At 70.3% G+C, this 15,469-nt stretch carries 13 protein-coding genes; 6 read left to right on the forward strand and 7 right to left on the reverse strand.

Annotated features, from left to right (window positions below; all coding sequences use genetic code 11):
• Nucleotides 1-365: 365 nt before the first annotated feature.
• Nucleotides 366-1,307 (reverse strand): NAD(P)/FAD-dependent oxidoreductase, encoded by a 942-nt coding sequence (locus tag ACH4TV_RS37845; protein ID WP_398405850.1) that lies wholly within the window; start codon nucleotides 1,305-1,307, stop codon nucleotides 366-368.
• Between the two features lie 77 nt (nucleotides 1,308-1,384).
• Between ACH4TV_RS37845 and ACH4TV_RS37850 the strand changes: the two genes are divergently transcribed.
• The 6 genes from ACH4TV_RS37850 (at nucleotide 1,385) to ACH4TV_RS37875 (ending at nucleotide 6,785) form a co-directional block, all read left to right on the forward strand.
• Nucleotides 1,385-1,993 carry a helix-turn-helix domain-containing protein gene (locus ACH4TV_RS37850; protein WP_398405851.1) on the forward strand — a complete coding sequence of 203 codons (609 nt, stop codon included), beginning with the start codon at nucleotides 1,385-1,387 and terminating at the stop codon, nucleotides 1,991-1,993.
• A 117-nt stretch (nucleotides 1,994-2,110) separates the two neighbouring features.
• On the forward strand, nucleotides 2,111-3,100 hold the full coding sequence (locus ACH4TV_RS37855) for an NADPH:quinone oxidoreductase family protein (RefSeq protein WP_398405852.1): 990 nt from the start codon (nucleotides 2,111-2,113) through the stop codon (nucleotides 3,098-3,100).
• Nucleotides 3,097-4,278: an acyl-CoA dehydrogenase family protein gene (locus tag ACH4TV_RS37860; protein WP_398405853.1), complete on the forward strand. Its 1,182-nt coding sequence runs from the start codon at nucleotides 3,097-3,099 to the stop codon at nucleotides 4,276-4,278. The genes ACH4TV_RS37855 and ACH4TV_RS37860 overlap by 4 nt, the downstream gene beginning before the upstream one ends.
• A complete protein-coding gene (locus ACH4TV_RS37865) occupies nucleotides 4,275-5,366 on the forward strand; it encodes an acyl-CoA dehydrogenase family protein (RefSeq protein ID WP_398405854.1) in 1,092 nt (363 codons plus the stop codon). The genes ACH4TV_RS37860 and ACH4TV_RS37865 overlap by 4 nt, the downstream gene beginning before the upstream one ends.
• Before the next feature lie 247 nt (nucleotides 5,367-5,613).
• On the forward strand, nucleotides 5,614-6,477 hold the full coding sequence (locus tag ACH4TV_RS37870) for a phosphatidylinositol-specific phospholipase C/glycerophosphodiester phosphodiesterase family protein (protein WP_398405855.1): 864 nt from the start codon (nucleotides 5,614-5,616) through the stop codon (nucleotides 6,475-6,477).
• Nucleotides 6,478-6,590: 113 nt separating this feature from the next.
• Complete coding sequence (locus tag ACH4TV_RS37875; RefSeq protein ID WP_398405856.1) at nucleotides 6,591-6,785, forward strand: hypothetical protein; 195 nt, start codon at nucleotides 6,591-6,593, stop codon at nucleotides 6,783-6,785.
• A gap of 19 nt (nucleotides 6,786-6,804) precedes the next feature.
• On the opposite strand, the gene ACH4TV_RS37880 is transcribed toward ACH4TV_RS37875, so the two are convergent.
• The 6 genes from ACH4TV_RS37880 to ACH4TV_RS37905 form a co-directional block, all read right to left on the reverse strand.
• Nucleotides 6,805-8,040 carry a phosphodiester glycosidase family protein gene (locus tag ACH4TV_RS37880; RefSeq protein ID WP_398405857.1) on the reverse strand — a complete coding sequence of 412 codons (1,236 nt, stop codon included), beginning with the start codon at nucleotides 8,038-8,040 and terminating at the stop codon, nucleotides 6,805-6,807.
• Nucleotides 8,041-8,267: 227 nt separating this feature from the next.
• Nucleotides 8,268-8,627 (reverse strand): DUF779 domain-containing protein, encoded by a 360-nt coding sequence (locus ACH4TV_RS37885; protein WP_398405975.1) that lies wholly within the window; start codon nucleotides 8,625-8,627, stop codon nucleotides 8,268-8,270.
• Nucleotides 8,628-8,753: 126 nt separating this feature from the next.
• Nucleotides 8,754-10,805 (reverse strand): RICIN domain-containing protein, encoded by a 2,052-nt coding sequence (locus tag ACH4TV_RS37890; RefSeq protein ID WP_398405858.1) that lies wholly within the window; start codon nucleotides 10,803-10,805, stop codon nucleotides 8,754-8,756.
• Between the two features lie 129 nt (nucleotides 10,806-10,934).
• The gene (locus ACH4TV_RS37895; RefSeq protein ID WP_398405859.1) at nucleotides 10,935-12,980 is read right to left on the reverse strand and encodes a beta-galactosidase; all 2,046 of its coding nucleotides are present in this window, start codon (nucleotides 12,978-12,980) and stop codon (nucleotides 10,935-10,937) included.
• A 118-nt stretch (nucleotides 12,981-13,098) separates the two neighbouring features.
• A complete protein-coding gene (locus tag ACH4TV_RS37900; RefSeq protein WP_398405860.1) occupies nucleotides 13,099-14,436 on the reverse strand; it encodes an ABC transporter substrate-binding protein in 1,338 nt (445 codons plus the stop codon).
• Nucleotides 14,437-14,521: 85 nt separating this feature from the next.
• Nucleotides 14,522-15,469 carry a carbohydrate ABC transporter permease gene (locus ACH4TV_RS37905; protein ID WP_398405861.1) on the reverse strand — a complete coding sequence of 316 codons (948 nt, stop codon included), beginning with the start codon at nucleotides 15,467-15,469 and terminating at the stop codon, nucleotides 14,522-14,524.

Genomic DNA, 15,469 nt, shown 5'->3' on the forward strand with positions numbered 1-15,469 from the left:
CCGGACGGGCTGAAGATGCCGGCCCGCGCTGAGAGGTACCGCCTGGGCTGGAGAAGCGGTGGGGGCGGGTGGGTGGGAGAGAAGCCGGGCCTGGAGTGGCCTTGTTCCCGGACGCCGGACGGGCTGAAGATGCCGGCCCGCGCTGAGAGGTACCGCCTGGGCTGGAGAAGCGGTGGGGGCGGGTGGGTGGGAGAGAAGCCGGGCCTGGAGTGGCCTTGTTCCCGGACGCCGGACGGGCTGAAGATGCCGGCCCGCGCTGAGAGGTACCGCCTGGGCTGGAGAAGCGGTGGGGGCGGGTGGGTGGGAGAGAAGCCGGGCCTGGACTGGCCTTGTTCCCGGACGGCGGTCGGGCTGGGAATGCCCTCTCACGCGCCGAACATCAGGTCCGCCACGATTGCCGTCGCCGCGCGGTAGCCGCCGCTCGCCGCGTGGATGACCTGCTCGCCGAAGCCGATCGCGTTGCCCGCCGCCCAGACGCCGGGCACGGTTGTCAGGCCCGTCGCCTCGACCTTCGGGTACGTGCCGAACGGGGTCTCCGTCAGTTCGGCGCCCAACGACTCGAACAGGGCGTTGCGGGGGACAGGCCGTGGGGCGACGAACACCGTCTCGCGGGCGTACGTCGTGCCGTTCGTCAGGCGTACCCCGGTCAGACGGTCCGCGTCCGTCGTCAGGGACTCGACCTCGCCGGGGATCACCGCGACGCCTGCCGCAGCGAGCTTGCGAAGGTCGTCGTCCGTCAGGTCGTCCTCCGTGACCGTGTGCAGGAACAGGGTCACGTCCTTCGACCACCGGGTGACCAGCAGCGCCTGGTGCACGCTCGCCGGGGTCGAGGCCAGCACGCCGAACGTCCGGTCCCGTACCTCCCAGCCGTGGCAGAACGGGCAGTGGATCACGTCCCGCCCGAAGCGCTCGGCGACGCCCGGTACGGCCGGGAGTTCGTCCCGCAGCCCCGTGGCGATGACCAGCCGCCTCGCGTGCACCGTCCGGTCGCCGTTCGCCAGTGTCACCGCGAAGTCCTCGCCCTTCGTGACATCGACCGCCCGGTCCTGGACCAGCTCCACCCCGTAGCGCGCGATCTCCTCCCGACCCGCCGCCAGGAACTCGGCCGGCGGCATGCCGTCGCGGGACAGATAGCCCTGCATGTGCGCCGCCGGTGCGTTGCGCGGCTCGCCCGCGTCGATGACGAGGGTGCTGCAGCGGGCGCGGCCGAGGATCAGTGCGGCCGACAGTCCGGCCGCGCCGCCTCCGATGACGACGACCTCGTACGTCTCGGTCCTGTGCTGTTCGGTCCTCTGTTGTTCGGTCATGGTGACCACCTCCACCATGACCGTCGCTCGTTCGCTGCCGTATTGACAAACCTCTTTGCCGAAACTGCAATGAGGTCATGGACGCCAACAATGACGACGACACCGACCACGTTCTCGCGGAGGTCGGGCCGCGCCTGCGGCGGATTCGTAAGGAGAGGGGCGCGACCCTGGCCGGGTTGTCGGCCACGACCGGGATCTCCGTCAGTACGTTGTCGCGGCTGGAGTCCGGGCTGCGGCGGCCCAGCCTGGAGCTGCTGCTGCCGATCGCCCGTGCGCATCAGGTGCCGCTCGACGAGTTGGTCGGGGCCCCGGCTGTCGGGGATCCGCGGGTACGGGCCAAGCCGATCGTCCGGCACGGGGGGCGGACGTATCTTCCGCTCACCCGGCAGCCCGGCGGGCTCCAGGCGTACAAGGTGATCCTGCCGGGGCGCAGCGAGGAGCCCGAGCCGCGGACGCACGAGGGGTACGAGTGGGTGTACGTGCTGTCGGGGCGGCTGCGGCTGGTGCTCGGGGAGCATGACGTGGTGCTCGGGTCGGGGGAGGCCGCGGAGTTCGACACGCGGGTGGCGCACTGGTTCGGGGCGGCGGGGGACGGGCCCGTGGAGTTCCTGAGTCTCTTCGGGCCGCAGGGGGAGCGGATGCATGTACGGGCGCGGCCGACTCGATCGAAAGACGCGCGGTCGTGACGTACGCGACTGTTCCGGACCTCGCCTCGACGGTTCCCTGATCTGCAAGCGACCGCTTAGTATGCGGTCGAGCCCGGTCCGGTGAACAAGACGAACGCAGTCCCGTGGAGGCCCCCGATGCAGGCATGGCAAGTGCACCAGAACGGTGAGCCGGGCGAGGTGATGGTCCTCGGTGAGGTGGAGCGGCCGGTGCCCGGCGACGGTCAGGTGCTGCTGAAGGTGCGGGCCGCGACCATCAACTTCCCGGACGTACTGATGTGCCGTGGGGAGTACCAGGTCAGGCCGCCCCTGCCGTTCACCCCCGGGGTGGAGATCTGCGGTGAGACCGAGGACGGGCGCCGGGTGATCGGGAATCCCGTGCTGCCGTACGGCGGGTTCGCCGAGTACGTGCTCGCCGACCCGCGTGGCCTGTTCCCCGCCCCCGAGTCGCTGGACGACGCCGAGGCCGCCGCCCTGCTCATCGGCTACCAGACGGGCTGGTTCGGCCTGCACCGCCGGGCCGCTCTGGAGGCCGGCGAGACGCTGCTCGTGCACGCCGCCGCGGGCGGGGTCGGCAGCGCCGCCGTACAGCTCGGGAAGGCCGCCGGGGCCACCGTCATCGGGGTGGTCGGCGGGGCCGAAAAGGTCTCCGTGGCGCGGGAGTTGGGCTGCGACGTCGTCATCGACCGGCGTACGGAGGACGTTGTCGGGGCGGTGAAGGAAGCCACCGGCGGGCGTGGGGCCGACGTCGTCTACGACCCGGTCGGCGGGGACGCCTACACCCAGTCCACCAAGGTCGTCGCCTTCGAGGGGCGGATCGTCGTGGTCGGGTTCGCGAGCGGGACCATCCCCAGCCCCGGGCTCAACCACGCCCTGGTGAAGAACTACTCGATCATGGGCCTGCACTGGGGCCTGTACAACACCAAGAACCCCAAGCTGGTCCAGCACTGCCACGAGCAGCTCACCGAGCTGGCCGCCCGGGGCGCCATCAAGCCGCTGGTGAGCGAGCGGGTGCCGCTGAGCGGGGCCTCGGCCGCCGTGCAGCGTGTCGCCGACGGGGTCACCACCGGCCGGGTCGCCGTGCTGCCCTCGGCGGAGACCTCACCGGAGAACGGAGCCGCCGCATGACCGACGCCGCTGAACTCACGCGCCTGACCCGGGAGTTGCTGGCCGCGCATCCGCCCGCCACCACCGACCGGCTCGATTTCCTCAAGGCCCGCTTCGACGCCGGACTCGCCTGGGTGCACTACCCGGAGGGGCTGGGCGGGCTCGGCGCCCCGCGCACCCTCCAGGCCGTCGTGGACGCCGAGTTGGAGGCCGCCGGGGCTCCCGGCAACGACCCGCGGCGCATCGGCATCGGGCTGGGCATGGCCGCGCCCACCATCCTCGGCTTCGGTACGGAGGAGCAGAAGCGGCGTTTCCTGCGGCCGTTGTGGGTGGGGGAGGAGGTCTGGTGCCAGCTGTTCTCCGAGCCGGGGGCCGGGTCCGACCTTGCCGCGCTGGGTACTCGGGCCGTCCGGTCCGGGGACGGCTGGGTCGTCAACGGGCAGAAGGTGTGGACGTCCAGCGCCCATCTCGCCCGGTGGGCGATCCTCATCGCGCGGACCGATCCGGATGTGCCCAAGCACAAGGGGATCACGTACTTCGTCTGCGACATGACCGACCCGGGTGTCGACGTACGGCCGCTGCGGCAGGTCACCGGTGAGGCCGAGTTCAACGAGGTGTTCCTGACCGACGTCCGTATCCCGGACGCCCATCGGCTCGGCGAGGTCGGCGACGGCTGGCGGGTCGCGCAGATGACGCTGAACAACGAGCGCGTGGCCATCGGGGGCATGCGGCTGCCCCGCGAGGGGGGCATGATCGGCCCGGTCGCGAAGACCTGGCGCGAGCGCCCGGAACTGCGCACCCACGACCTGCATCAGCGGCTGCTCAAACTGTGGGTCGAGGCCGAGGTCGCGCGGCTCGCCGGCGAGCGCCTGCGTCAGCAGCTCGTCGCCGGCCAGCCCGGCCCCGAAGGCGCGGGCATGAAGCTCTCCTTCGCCCGCCTCAACCAGGAGATCAGCGGCCTGGAGGTCGAACTCCTCGGCGAGGAAGGCCTGTTGTACGAGGACTGGACCATGCGCAGGCCCGAGCTGGTGGACTTCGTCGGGCGTGACGCCGGTTACCGCTACCTCCGCTCCAAGGGCAACAGCATCGAGGGCGGGACCAGCGAGATCCTGCTGAACATCGTCGCCGAACGCGTCCTGGGCCTGCCCAGCGAACCGCGCACCGACAAGGACGTCGCCTGGAAGGACCTCGCCCGATGACTGACCTTTTGTACTCGGAGGAGGAAGAGGCGCTGCGCGCCGCCGTCCGGGATCTGCTCACCGACCACTGCGACCCGGCCGGCGTGATCACCCGCATGGAGACGGACGCCCCGCACGACCTCTCCCTGTGGAAGTCCCTCGCCGAGGGCATGGGCCTCGCCGGTCTCCTCGTCCCCGAGGAGCAGGGCGGCCAGGGTGCCTCGCACCGCGAAGCCGCCGTCGTGCTGGAGGAGTTGGGGCGCGCCGTCGCACCCGTTCCGTACCTCACGAGTGCCGTCGTCGCCACGGAGGCACTGCTGGCCTGTACGGGTGACGCGGCGGGCGAGCTGCTCACCGCGCTGTCCTCCGGGCGGCAGATCGGTGCCCTCGCCGTCGCGCTGAACGTGGCTCCCGGTGGCGCCTACAAGGTCGTCCCGCACGAAGGGGGCCTGCTGCACGGCGAGTTGACCGGCATCGCGGACGCGACGGCTGCCGACGTGCTGCTGGTGCCGGCCGACGACGGCGGGCTGTACGCGGTGTCCGCCGACGCCGATGCCGTCACCATCACCCCGCAGGTCTCCCTCGACCTCACCCGGCCCCTCGCCACGGTCACCTTCGACGGAGCGTCGGCCCGGCTGCTCGGCGACGCCGAACCCGCCGTACGACGTGCCCTGCGGGCCGGGGCCGGGCTGCTCGCCGCTGAGCAACTCGGGCTGGCCGAATGGGCGTTGACCGAGACCGTGCGCTATCTGAAGGACCGTAAGCAGTTCAACCGGCCCGTCGGCGGCTTCCAGTCGATCAAGCACCGGCTGGCCCAGCTCTGGCTGGAGGTCGTCAGCCTGCGCGCGGCTGCCCGGGGCGCGGCGGACGCCCTCGCCACCGGCGGCGCGGACACCGACGTCGCGGTCGCCGTCGCCCAGTCCTACGCCGCCCCCGTCGCCGTCCGCGCCGCCGAGGAGGCGCTCCAGCTGCACGGCGGCATCGGTATGACCTGGGAGCACCCGGCCCACCTCTGCCTCAAGCGCGCCAAGGCCGACTCGATCGCGTACGGCACCTCCGGCGGCCACCGCTCCGCCCTCGCCGAACTGATCGACCTGCGCGCCCCCTGACGTACCCGCCCCGCGTACGGCTGCGAAAGCCCGCCCCCTGGAATTCACCGAGGGGCGGGCTTTTTCGTGTGCGCGGCGCGGACGAAATGAACGCACAGCGGCACCAATGAACACACAGCGGCAGTCCGGCCAACACCCGTGCCGGGCCCTGCTGCTGGGCCCATCCGCCCCTCATACTCGCGGTGGCTCCGTACCTCGGCCAGCTCCAGAGTCAGCCCCACGTGAACTCCAGCCAGGGAGGCAGCGCATGGCCCTCACCACCCGTCGCAGAGCCCTCACCGCCTTCGGCGCGGCCCTCGCGGGCACCGTCGCCCTGCCCGCCGCACGCGCTGTCGCGGGCGAACCGACGTACGGCCCGCGCCCGTTGTGGCGCGCTCACGCCCACAACGACTACGAACACCCCCGGCCCCTCCTCGACGCCCTCGACCACCGCTTCGGCAGCGTCGAGGCTGACATCTACCTCGTCGGCGCCCAGCTCCTCGTCGCCCACGACCCGGCGGACCTCGACCCGGCCCGGACCCTCGAATCCCTCTACCTCGACACCCTCGCCGCCCGGGTGAAGGCCAACCACGGTTCCGTGTACCGGGGTTACCGCCGCTCCTTCCAGCTTCTCGTCGACATCAAGACCGAGGGCTCGTCGACCTATCTGGAACTCGACCGCCATCTCCGCCGCTACCGGCACCTGTTCACGACGTACGCCCATGGCCGCGTCCACCCCGGCCCGGTCACCGCCGTGATCTCCGGCGACCGTGCCGCCCGGCTGCCCATGGAGGCGCAGAGCGTGCGGCGGGCCTTCTACGACGGGCGCCTCGCCGACCTCGGCAGCTCGGCCCCCGCCTCCTTCGTCCCGCTGATCTCCGACAACTGGACGCTCAACTTCACCTGGCGGGGCGTCGGCACGTTCCCGGACCCCGAGCGCGCCAAGCTGCGCGGCATCGTCTCGGCGGCCCACGCGCGTGGGCAGCAGGTGCGGTTCTGGGCCACGCCCGATGTGGCGGGGCCCGCCCGGGACGCGCTGTGGGGTGAACTCCTCGCCGCCGGCGTCGACTACCTCAACACGGACGACCTGGCAGGGCTCGAAGCGTTCCTCGACGCCCACGGGACGCCGTAGACGTCACGAGAGACCACACGTTCGGCGGACACGTAAGCCGCCCGGACGAACCCTCCACTACGCCACACTTACGGCCGAAAGCCGCGAAGCGGGCGTGGCGGAGGAGGTTGACGATGGCCATTTCCATCTCTGTGGTGGTACTGCTCCTGATCCTGGCGGTGGTCTTCCTGCGCAACGGCGCGCTGAAGCTCACCCATGCCGTGGTCTGTATCCTGCTCGGCTTCTATCTGGCGAGCACGAGCGTGGCGCCGACCATCCACAGCGGGCTCACGGCGACGGCGGACATCGTGAGCAGCCTGAAGCCCTGAGCCCGTGGTCCTGGATGCGCTACGACGTCAGGAACACTCCGATGGCGTTCGGGACGAGCCGTTCGGCGCCGCCGGTCGGATGGTTGCGTACGGTGGCGGCCCCCGACCCGGGTGCTCTGGCGACGAAGGTCGTGGAGCCGCCGCCGTCCAGGCTGAAGGCATCCACTGAGCCCAACTTCCGCATGGCGACGGCGACTTCGGCGACCGTCAGCCCGCTGCGGTACTTGGGCGCACCGTCCACGGCGAGCAGCAGCAGCTTGCGCCCGCCGTTGGCGATGCCGACGGCGGTGCGCACCGCGGAGGTGTTGGTGTCGAGGCCGGTCAGCGGCCGGCCGCCTCTGAGTACCGGGTATCCGCCGAGGGCGAAGCGGTACGGGACGCGGCTCGCGGCCGCCACCAGACGGTGCTTGACCGTGACCTTCGCGCCGACCCACAGCTTCCGCAACTGCTGGGCGCCCGCCTCCCGCCCCAGGAGGACGGTGGTGTCGGCGACGATGGCACCGGCGCCGGGGGAGTCCGACAGCCGTACGACCTTGCCGCGCCGCACCGTCACCTCGTAGGTGTCCGTACTGCACGGCGCGCCCCGGTCGGTGTCCGTGCCGCACACGGCCCGCGCCCGGGAGACGCTGCCCCAGACCGGGGTGAACGCGCCGACGGAGCCCACCGGCAGCGCGTACTGGTTGAGTCCGCCGAGCGCGAACCGCCCCGAGGGTGTGCCGACGGTGCCCGACAGGGCGAGGTTGTCCAACCGGGCCTTCCTGTCGGTGCCCACCCCGAGGACGGCCGTCGTGGTGATGCCGGCCGGCATGGCGGGACCGAAGCGCTGGCCGTTCGGCACCGCCGCCTTGAGCACCGCGCCGCTCGCGATCGCCGGGCCCACGGACGCGCCCGTGACCGCGACCCCGGGATGCTGGATCTCGCTGATGTTGAAGAAGTCGCCGTTGACGGCAGCGACGGCGCCCTTGGCGTTGGCCAGCCTGGAGACGGCGGCGCGTGCCGCCACCGCTCCCGGGTGGAGGAGGTTGACCCGGACCCGCGCGTTGCTGAGATCGACGCTCAGCAAATGCGCGTGGGTCACCCCCTTGGCCGCCCTGATGTCGAAGTGCGCATAGCGCACACCCGGTGAGATCTGTATGGCTCCGGGCGCGGCGCCGGCCGGTGCCGCCCCTGTCAGGGCCGCGCCGGCCAGCGTTCCGAGTGCCGCGACTGCCGATATCGCCGTTCTGCCCGCTCTGAACCGTCCGCTTCGCCGCATTCAGACCCCCCTGATGTCCCGTCAACTGTCCCAGGGCGCCGGGGGAGCGCACCAGATGACGATGAGCCGCAGCAGGGGGCTCACGGAAGCTAAGCGCTCCGCGGGATATGCGGTTCGTTTGCCGCGGGCCGGTGGGTGCTGGTCGCGCCCCGCGGCGGAGCCGCACATCGATACAGCCCCGCGCCCCTTTGGGGCGCGGGTTGCGCACCCGACTTCACCAGGACCGCTCAGGCGTTGACTACACGGGAACGGATGAGGAAACGCACTCCTTCGGGTGCCTCCAGGGAGAAGCCGCTGCCGCGGCCCGGTACGACGTCCACGATGAGGCGGGTGTGGCTCCAGACCTCGTGCTGGCTGCGTGAGATCCAGAAGTTCACCGGTTCGTCGACACCGTCGACCGTGAGTTCCGCGAGCAGTACGTCGGAGCCGCCGGTCCGGAACTCGCCCTCCGGGTAGCACATGGGCGCGCTGCCGTCGCAGCAGCCGCCGGACTGGTGGAACATCAGCGGGCCGTGCGCCGCGCGCAACCGCCGCAGCAGTTCGGCGGCGGCCGGGGTCAGTTCGACGCGCGCGCTCTCCTCGGGCATCTCCATCGTCTCAGTGAACTCCGGACGAGGTTGCGAGAGGGTTGCGGTCCGCCCCGGACATGCGGAAGGCCGCCTCTCCGTGACCGGGGGTCACGGAGAGGCGGCCGTCGGGAAACGACTGCCGGGTCAGCTCCGGTCGGTCACGTCCGCGACCCTCCAGCGCTGGTTCGAGCCGGAGTTGGGCGTCCACGTCGTGACGGCGGCGCCTTCGTTCGTGGCCTGGCCGCCGACCTCCAGGAGGCGGCCGGTGGCCCAGTTGACCAGGGTCCACGTCCCGTCACCGGTGGTCGACATGATCCACTCGGTGGCCGGGTCCCGCTCGCCCGTGTCGGGCTCCACCACCGGCACGTTGTCGCGGACGGCCAGGCGCTTGCCCTCGGCCGGGTTGGCGAACACGTACCGCTGGCGGGCGCCCTTGTCGCCGTGCCGCGCGTCCAGCTGCCACTCCTGCGCGACCGTGCCGTTGGCCGAACCGAGGACCAGGTTCGTGCCGTTGGCGGCGACCGTCATGGCCTTGCCGCTCTGCACACCGGTCAGCGTGTAGGAGTGCCCCTTGCTGAACAGGCCGGCGTTCTTCGCGACACCCGAGACGCCCTTGACGGCGAAGGAGGTCACGGACTGCGCGGGGACGGTGTACGTCGCCTTGCCGTCGACGACCTTGACCGGGGCCTGCTTCTGGAGCTTGCCGTCGGGGCTGGTCACGGTCGGCGTGACGGTCGCGTTGCCCTTGACGGTGCGGAACTTGGACAGGTCGATGGTGACGTCACGTGCCGCGGTGGTGGAGTTGACGTGGACGAGCGAGGCGCCCTTGCCGTCCTTGGTCACGGCGGCGGCGCTGGAGGTGTCGTCCACCTTGATCAGCTTGTCGCCCGGCTTGATGAAGTGCGTGAAGTTGCGGGCGGTGTCGAACTTGGTGTTCGTGTAGATCGGGCACGACGCCAGCGTGTCCGTGGACTTGCAGCTGAACGACAGCTGGATGCTGCCCCAGTTGCCGCCCTTGGCGGACTCGCCGCCGGGCTTCATGTTGTCGTAGTCCTCGACCGGCTGCCAGAACACCCAGGCCTGGGGCTCCAGTTCACGCAGGTCGTTGACGATCTGCTGGGCGAGTCCGAGACCCGGACGCATGTCCGTGAAGCTCTGGCCATCGCCCCAGTCGCCCTCGACCTCGCTCATCCACAGCGGCTTGTCGGCCGCCTTGGCGAGGTCGCGCGCGGTGGTGCGCTGCCCGGTGCCGTAGGTGTGGACGTTCAGCTGGTCGACGAGGTCCTTGGAGGCCTGCGAGTAGGAGTTCCAGTTCGTCGCGAAGATGGACGGGTTGGTCTCGTCCATCGCCGAGATCTCGGCCTTGACCTTGGCCTTCTTCAGCGCGGGGGCAAGTGCGGCGAGGACCTTCTCCTGGAGCGCGGGGCCGATGTGAGCGCCCTCCTGGCGGCCGCCGACGGGCTGGCCGTCCGCGCCCAGACGGGTGCCCCAGTAGCCGGTGTTGGGCTCGTTGAACGGGTCGACGGTGTCGACCTTGATGCCCTCGGCCTTCTCCAGCCGCTTCGTCGCCCCCGCCACGTACGCGGCGAAGTCGTCGACCGAATCGGCCTTCAGCTGGTCGGTGTTGGCGTTGAAGCCGCCGGAGACATAGCCGCTCTCCGTCATGAACCACGGCGGGGAGTTGCTGAACGTCTCCCAGTGGGTGATGTCCTTCTTGATGCGGTCCACCCACCAGCGCTGGGTCTGGTCCGCGTTCGGGTTCCAGTCGGCCGCTTCGTCGGCGCTCCACCAGTCGGTGTCCTCGCGGGTGGTGCCCGCTGGTGCCTTCCACCAGCCCTCGACGGCCCCGCCGGCCCGCAGGTAGTCCTTCACGTCGGGGGCGTTGCCGCCGCCGATGTTGTAGCGGGCGATGTTCAGCGCCAGCCCGTCGTTGCCGAACAGCAGCTTCGCGAGCTTCTCGCGGACCGCCGGGGGATAGTCGCCGGTCGCGTTCGCGAACCAGACGAGACTGGTGCCCCAGCCCTCGAATTTGTCCTGGCTGTACGAGGGATCGGGGGTGACGGTGACGGACGAGGCCGCTGCCTCGACCGCCGCCTGCGCGTCCGGCGAGGGCGCGGAGACCAGGGCGGCCGAAGTGGCCAGAGCGGTGATGCCGACGACTCCCAGAAGGCGTCGTGTGCGGGTACGGCGTGCCAACGTGTGCTCCCAACTCAGATGTGGTCGCTGCGGTGGACCGCCGTGCCCGCACCGTACGCGGTGCGTACGGAGACGGGGCACGACGGTGTGCCCCTTGGATCAGGGGAGTTCAGGGAAGTTCAGCGGAGGTCAGAGGGCGGGTCGGCGCAGCACGGCGACCTCCCTCGGCGCGAGGACGAGGACGCCGTCGGCATCCGAACCGCCGTACAGCCGCTCGCCGTCGAGGCCCGGCAGTGGCACCGTCTCCTCGGTCCGGTTCACCAGGAACAGGAAGCGGCTTCCGCCGCCCTGCCGTACGGTCAACTCGATGCGCCCACGGGCCGGTTCGGGCAGCTCGCTGTCGACACCGGCCGTCGCGAGCAGCGTCGGCAGCAGTGCCGCGAGGCCGTCGGTGCCCAGGCGCGTGGAGACGTACGACGCCGAACCGCCGCCCGTCGTACGGCGGGTGACCGCGGGCCGGCCCGCGTAGGCACCCGTGCGGTAGTGGGCGAGGACCTCGACCTCGGGGTCGGTCACCTCGACCCGGTCGGTCCACACCGTGCCCGTACCGCCGCCGTCGACCTCGACGGACTCGCCGTCGAGCAGCGGGCCGAACTCCTCGACGCGGATGCCGAGCAGGTCGCGCAGGGCGCCCGGGTAGCCGCCGAGCCAGATGTGGTCGTTCTCGTCGACGACTCCGGAGAAGTACGTGGTGACCAGGTGGCCGCCCGTCTCGGCGTACCGCGTCAGGTCCTTGGCGAGTGTCGCCGGGACCATGTGCAGGACCGGGGTGATCAGCACGTCGTAACGGCTGAACTCGGTGCGGGTCGTGACGACGTCGGCGCGGATGCCGAGGGAGAGGAGCGCCGAGTACCAGTTCAGCCCCTCCTGGCGGTAGTCGAGGAGGGCCGTGGGGTGCGAGTCCTGCTCGCTCGCCCACCAGGACTCCCAGTCGAACACGATGCCGACGCGGGCCGTCTCGCGCTCGCTGCCCGCGATCGGTGCCAGGTCCTTCAGGGTCTGTCCGAGGGCGGCCACCGCGCGGAAGACCTCGCTGTCGGCGCCGGCGTGCGGCACCATCGCGGAGTGGTACTTCTCGGCGCCGGCCGCCGACTGGCGCCACTGGAAGTAGCAGACGGCGTCGGCGCCGTGCGCGACGTGCAGCAGCGAGTCACGGGCCAGCTCGCCGGGCCGCTTGGCCACGTTGACGTGCTGCCAGTTGACCGCGCTGGTGGAGTGCTCCATGAGGAACCACGGGCGCCCGCCCGCGATACCGCTGGTCAGGTTGGCGGAGAAGGACAGCTCGTCACGGTCCTGCGGGCCAGGGTGGACGTAGTGGTCGTTGGAGACGAAGTCGATCTCGCCCGCCCAGTCGGGGTAGTTCATGCCCTTCGTGCCGCCCATCACCATGAAGTTGGTGGTGATGGGAACCTCGGGGGTGTACTCGCGCAGGATGTCCCGCTCCGCCACCAGGTAGTCCTTCAGCGCGTCCGAGGAGAACCGCTTGAAGTCCAGTTGCTGGGTGGGGTTCGGGTGCGAGCCGGCCAGCCGGGGCGGCAGGATCTGCGCCCAGTCGCTGTAGCGCTGGGACCAGAACGCCGTGCCCCAGGCGTGGTTGAGGGCGTCGAGCGTGGTGTACCGGGCGCGCAGCCAGTCACGGAAGGCGCGGGCCGCGTCGTCCGAGAAGTCGTAGATGTTGTGGCAGCCCAGCTCGTTGGAGATGTGCCAGGCCACGAGGGCGGGGTGGTTGGCGTATCGTTCCGCCATCTTCCGTACCAGGCCGAGCGCATGGGTACGGAAGACGGGCGAGGTGGGGCGCCAGTGCTGGCGCGCGCCCGGCCAGACCGTCTCGCCGGCGGCGGTCACCGGGAGGATCTCCGGGTGCGCGGTGGTGAGCCAGGGCGGCGGGGACGCGGTCGCGGTCGCCAGGTCGACGCTGATACCGCCCTCGTGCAGCAGGTCCATGACATCGTCGAGCCACCCGAAGTCCCACGCGTCCGCGGTCGGCTGGATGCGGGCCCAGGAGAAGATCCCCACCGAGACGACGTTGACGCCGGCCTCGCGCATCAGTCGTACGTCCTCCTCCCACACCTCCCGGGGCCACTGCTCGGGGTTGTAGTCGGCGCCGTACATGAGACGGGGCGCGGAGTCACCGTCCGGCCCGTACGGGAGACGGGACGGGGAGGCGGAGGTCATGGTGGTCCCCAAGAAAGGTCGGCGGTGTGCTGCGGGGGGTGTACGAGGAGCGGCCGGCGGTGATGCTGTCCGGCCGCTCCTCGGCTGTTACTGCCCAACTGTTACTTCGTGAGAGCTACTACTCGACGGTGAAGCCCTGCTCCGTGCCGTACTTGATGGACGCGTCCTGCCAGGTCTTCAGGGCCTCGGGGAGCTTGGTGCTCGAGACGTAGGCCTTGCCGACGGTGTCGTTGAAGATCGAGTTGGCGTACTGCTGGAAGGGCAGGTACGACCAGTCGCTCGCGACGTTGGCGGCGGACTCGGCGAAGATCTTGTTGGCCTCCTGGCCGTCGAAGTACTCGAACTTCTTGCTCAGGAACGCCGGGTCCTGGAGCTGAGCGGTGGTCGCCGGGAAGGCGCCCTCGTCGACGCGGGTCTGCACACCGTCACCGGCGTTCGCGTACTCGACGAACGCGTAGGCGAGCTCCTTGTTCTTGCCGAGCTCGGGAAGGGCCAGCGAGCTGCCGCCGTTCTCCGCGCTCGCCTTGTCGCCCTTGGTCCAGGCCGGCATCGGGGCCGCGCGCCAGTCACCGGCCGCCTGCGGGACACCGGTGACGAAGTTGGCGGGCATCCAGGCGCCGGTGGTCAGGGTGGCGATGGTGCCGTCGCCCAGACCCTTGTACCAATCGTCGGTCCAGCCGTTGATGGGCGAGACCAGCTTCTGGTCGATCAGCTTCTGCCAGGTGTCCGTGTACTTCTTGGCGCCCGCGTCGTCGAAGTTGACCGACACCTTGGTGCCGTCGACCTTGTAGGGGCGCGAACCGGCCTGCCACAGCATGCTGGTGGTGAAGCCCGCGTCGCCGGCGTCGTTGGCGATGTAGACCTTGGGGTCGGCCTTGTGCAGCTTGGCGGCCGCGTCGACGTACTCGTCCCAGGTGGTCGGGACGGCGACCTTGTGCTTGTCGAAGACCTTCTTGTTGTAGAACATCGCCATGGGGCCGGAGTCCATCGGCAGGCCGTAGACGGCGTCACCGTCGCTCACGGCGTTCCACGGGCCGGGGGTGTACTGGGCCTTGAGCTTGTCGGCACCGTAGGGGGCCAGGTCGGTCAGGCCCTTGGTGAGGGAGTACTGGCTCAGCGCGAAGTACTCGACCTGCGCGACGTCGGGGACGCCCTTCTTGGCCGAGATGGCGTTCGACAGAGCCGTGTAGTGCTTGTCGCCGGACCGTTCGGCCAACAGGTTGATCTTGACCTTGGGGTACTTCTTCTGGAAGTTGGCCGCGACCGACTTCAGCGTGGGCTCCCAGGCCCAGACATCGACCGTGCCGCCCTTCTTGAGGGCCGCCTGGATGTCCGCGGCGGAGACGGCCTTCTGGTCCGAGCTGTCGTCGTCGGAGCTGCCGCAGGCGGTCGCGCCGAGGGCGAGGACGGAGAGCAGGGTTATGCCGCGCATCAGGCGGCCGGTGGTTCTACGCATCGAGGTGCTTCCACTTCTTCGTGGGTGGGACGGGGTGAGGGTGAATGCGGTGAAGCCGAGGGGGGTGTGGGGCTTGAGGGTGGGGTTACTCCTTGACACTTCCGGCGGCGAGGCCGGACTGCCAGTACTTCTGCAGCAGCAGGAACGCGGCGATCAGCGGGATGATGGTGAGCAGCGAACCGGTGATCACCAGGTTGGTGACGACGTCGCCGCCGATCGTCTGGGCCTGGTTGTTCCAGGCGTCCAGTCCCAGGGTCAGCGGGTACCAGTTCGAGTCCTTGAGCATGATCAGCGGCAGGAAGTAGTTGTTCCAGGTCGCGACCGTGGTGAACAGCAGGACGGTCACAGTGCCGGGGGCGAGCAGGGGCATGGCGACCTGGAAGAAGGTGCGCACCTCGCCCGCTCCGTCGATGCGGGCCGCCTCCATCAGTTCGGTGGGAATGGCCTCGGTCGCGAAGACCCACATCAGATACAGACCGAAGGGCGACACGAGCGAGGGGATGATCACCGCCCACGGGGTGTCGGTGAGGCCCATCTTGCTGAACATCAGGAAGGTGGGCACCGCCAGGGCCGTGCCGGGGACGGCGACGGCACCGATGACCGCCGCGAACACGGCACGCTTGCCGGGGAAGGTGAACTTCGCCAGCGCGTAGCCGCCGAGGATCGCCAGCAGGGTGGCGCCGCCGGCACCGAGCACGACGTACAGCAGGGTGTTCAGCAGCCAGCGGACGAAGATGCCGTCGTGGTACGTGAACGTGTCGTGGATGTTCTGCCAGAGGGCGAAGTCGCTGCTGAACCACATTCCGGACGAATTGGCCAGCCCGGTCTGGGTCTTGGTGGCGCTGATGACCAGCCAGATCAGTGGCACGACCGTGTAGACCAGGATCAGGCCGGTGAGCACGGTCAGCAGGATGCTGCGCTTGGGCCGGCCGGGGGAGTGCTTACGGCGGGTACGCAGCCGGGGTGCGCCCTTCGAGCCGCCGGTGGCCTGTGCGGTTGCGTCCGGGGAGGTGGTGGTGACGGAGCTGCTCAT

This window comes from Streptomyces sp. NPDC020898, assembly GCF_044333925.1.
Taxonomy (GTDB): Bacteria; Actinomycetota; Actinomycetes; order Streptomycetales; family Streptomycetaceae; genus Streptomyces.

Coding starts and splice junctions, on each gene's coding strand:
- ACH4TV_RS37900 (WP_398405860.1), bottom strand. CDS start 14,436: ATGCGTAGAACCACCGGCCGCCTGATGCGCGGCATAACCCTGCTCTCC.
- ACH4TV_RS37865 (WP_398405854.1), top strand. CDS start 4,275: ATGACTGACCTTTTGTACTCGGAGGAGGAAGAGGCGCTGCGCGCCGCC.
- ACH4TV_RS37845 (WP_398405850.1), bottom strand. CDS start 1,307: ATGACCGAACAACAGAGGACCGAACAGCACAGGACCGAGACGTACGAG.
- ACH4TV_RS37885 (WP_398405975.1), bottom strand. CDS start 8,627: ATGCCCGAGGAGAGCGCGCGCGTCGAACTGACCCCGGCCGCCGCCGAA.
- ACH4TV_RS37860 (WP_398405853.1), top strand. CDS start 3,097: ATGACCGACGCCGCTGAACTCACGCGCCTGACCCGGGAGTTGCTGGCC.
- ACH4TV_RS37880 (WP_398405857.1), bottom strand. CDS start 8,040: ATGCGGCGAAGCGGACGGTTCAGAGCGGGCAGAACGGCGATATCGGCA.
- ACH4TV_RS37875 (WP_398405856.1), top strand. CDS start 6,591: ATGGCCATTTCCATCTCTGTGGTGGTACTGCTCCTGATCCTGGCGGTG.
- ACH4TV_RS37895 (WP_398405859.1), bottom strand. CDS start 12,980: ATGACCTCCGCCTCCCCGTCCCGTCTCCCGTACGGGCCGGACGGTGAC.
- ACH4TV_RS37905 (WP_398405861.1), bottom strand. CDS start 15,469: ATGAGCAGCTCCGTCACCACCACCTCCCCGGACGCAACCGCACAGGCC.
- ACH4TV_RS37855 (WP_398405852.1), top strand. CDS start 2,111: ATGCAGGCATGGCAAGTGCACCAGAACGGTGAGCCGGGCGAGGTGATG.
- ACH4TV_RS37850 (WP_398405851.1), top strand. CDS start 1,385: ATGGACGCCAACAATGACGACGACACCGACCACGTTCTCGCGGAGGTC.
- ACH4TV_RS37870 (WP_398405855.1), top strand. CDS start 5,614: ATGGCCCTCACCACCCGTCGCAGAGCCCTCACCGCCTTCGGCGCGGCC.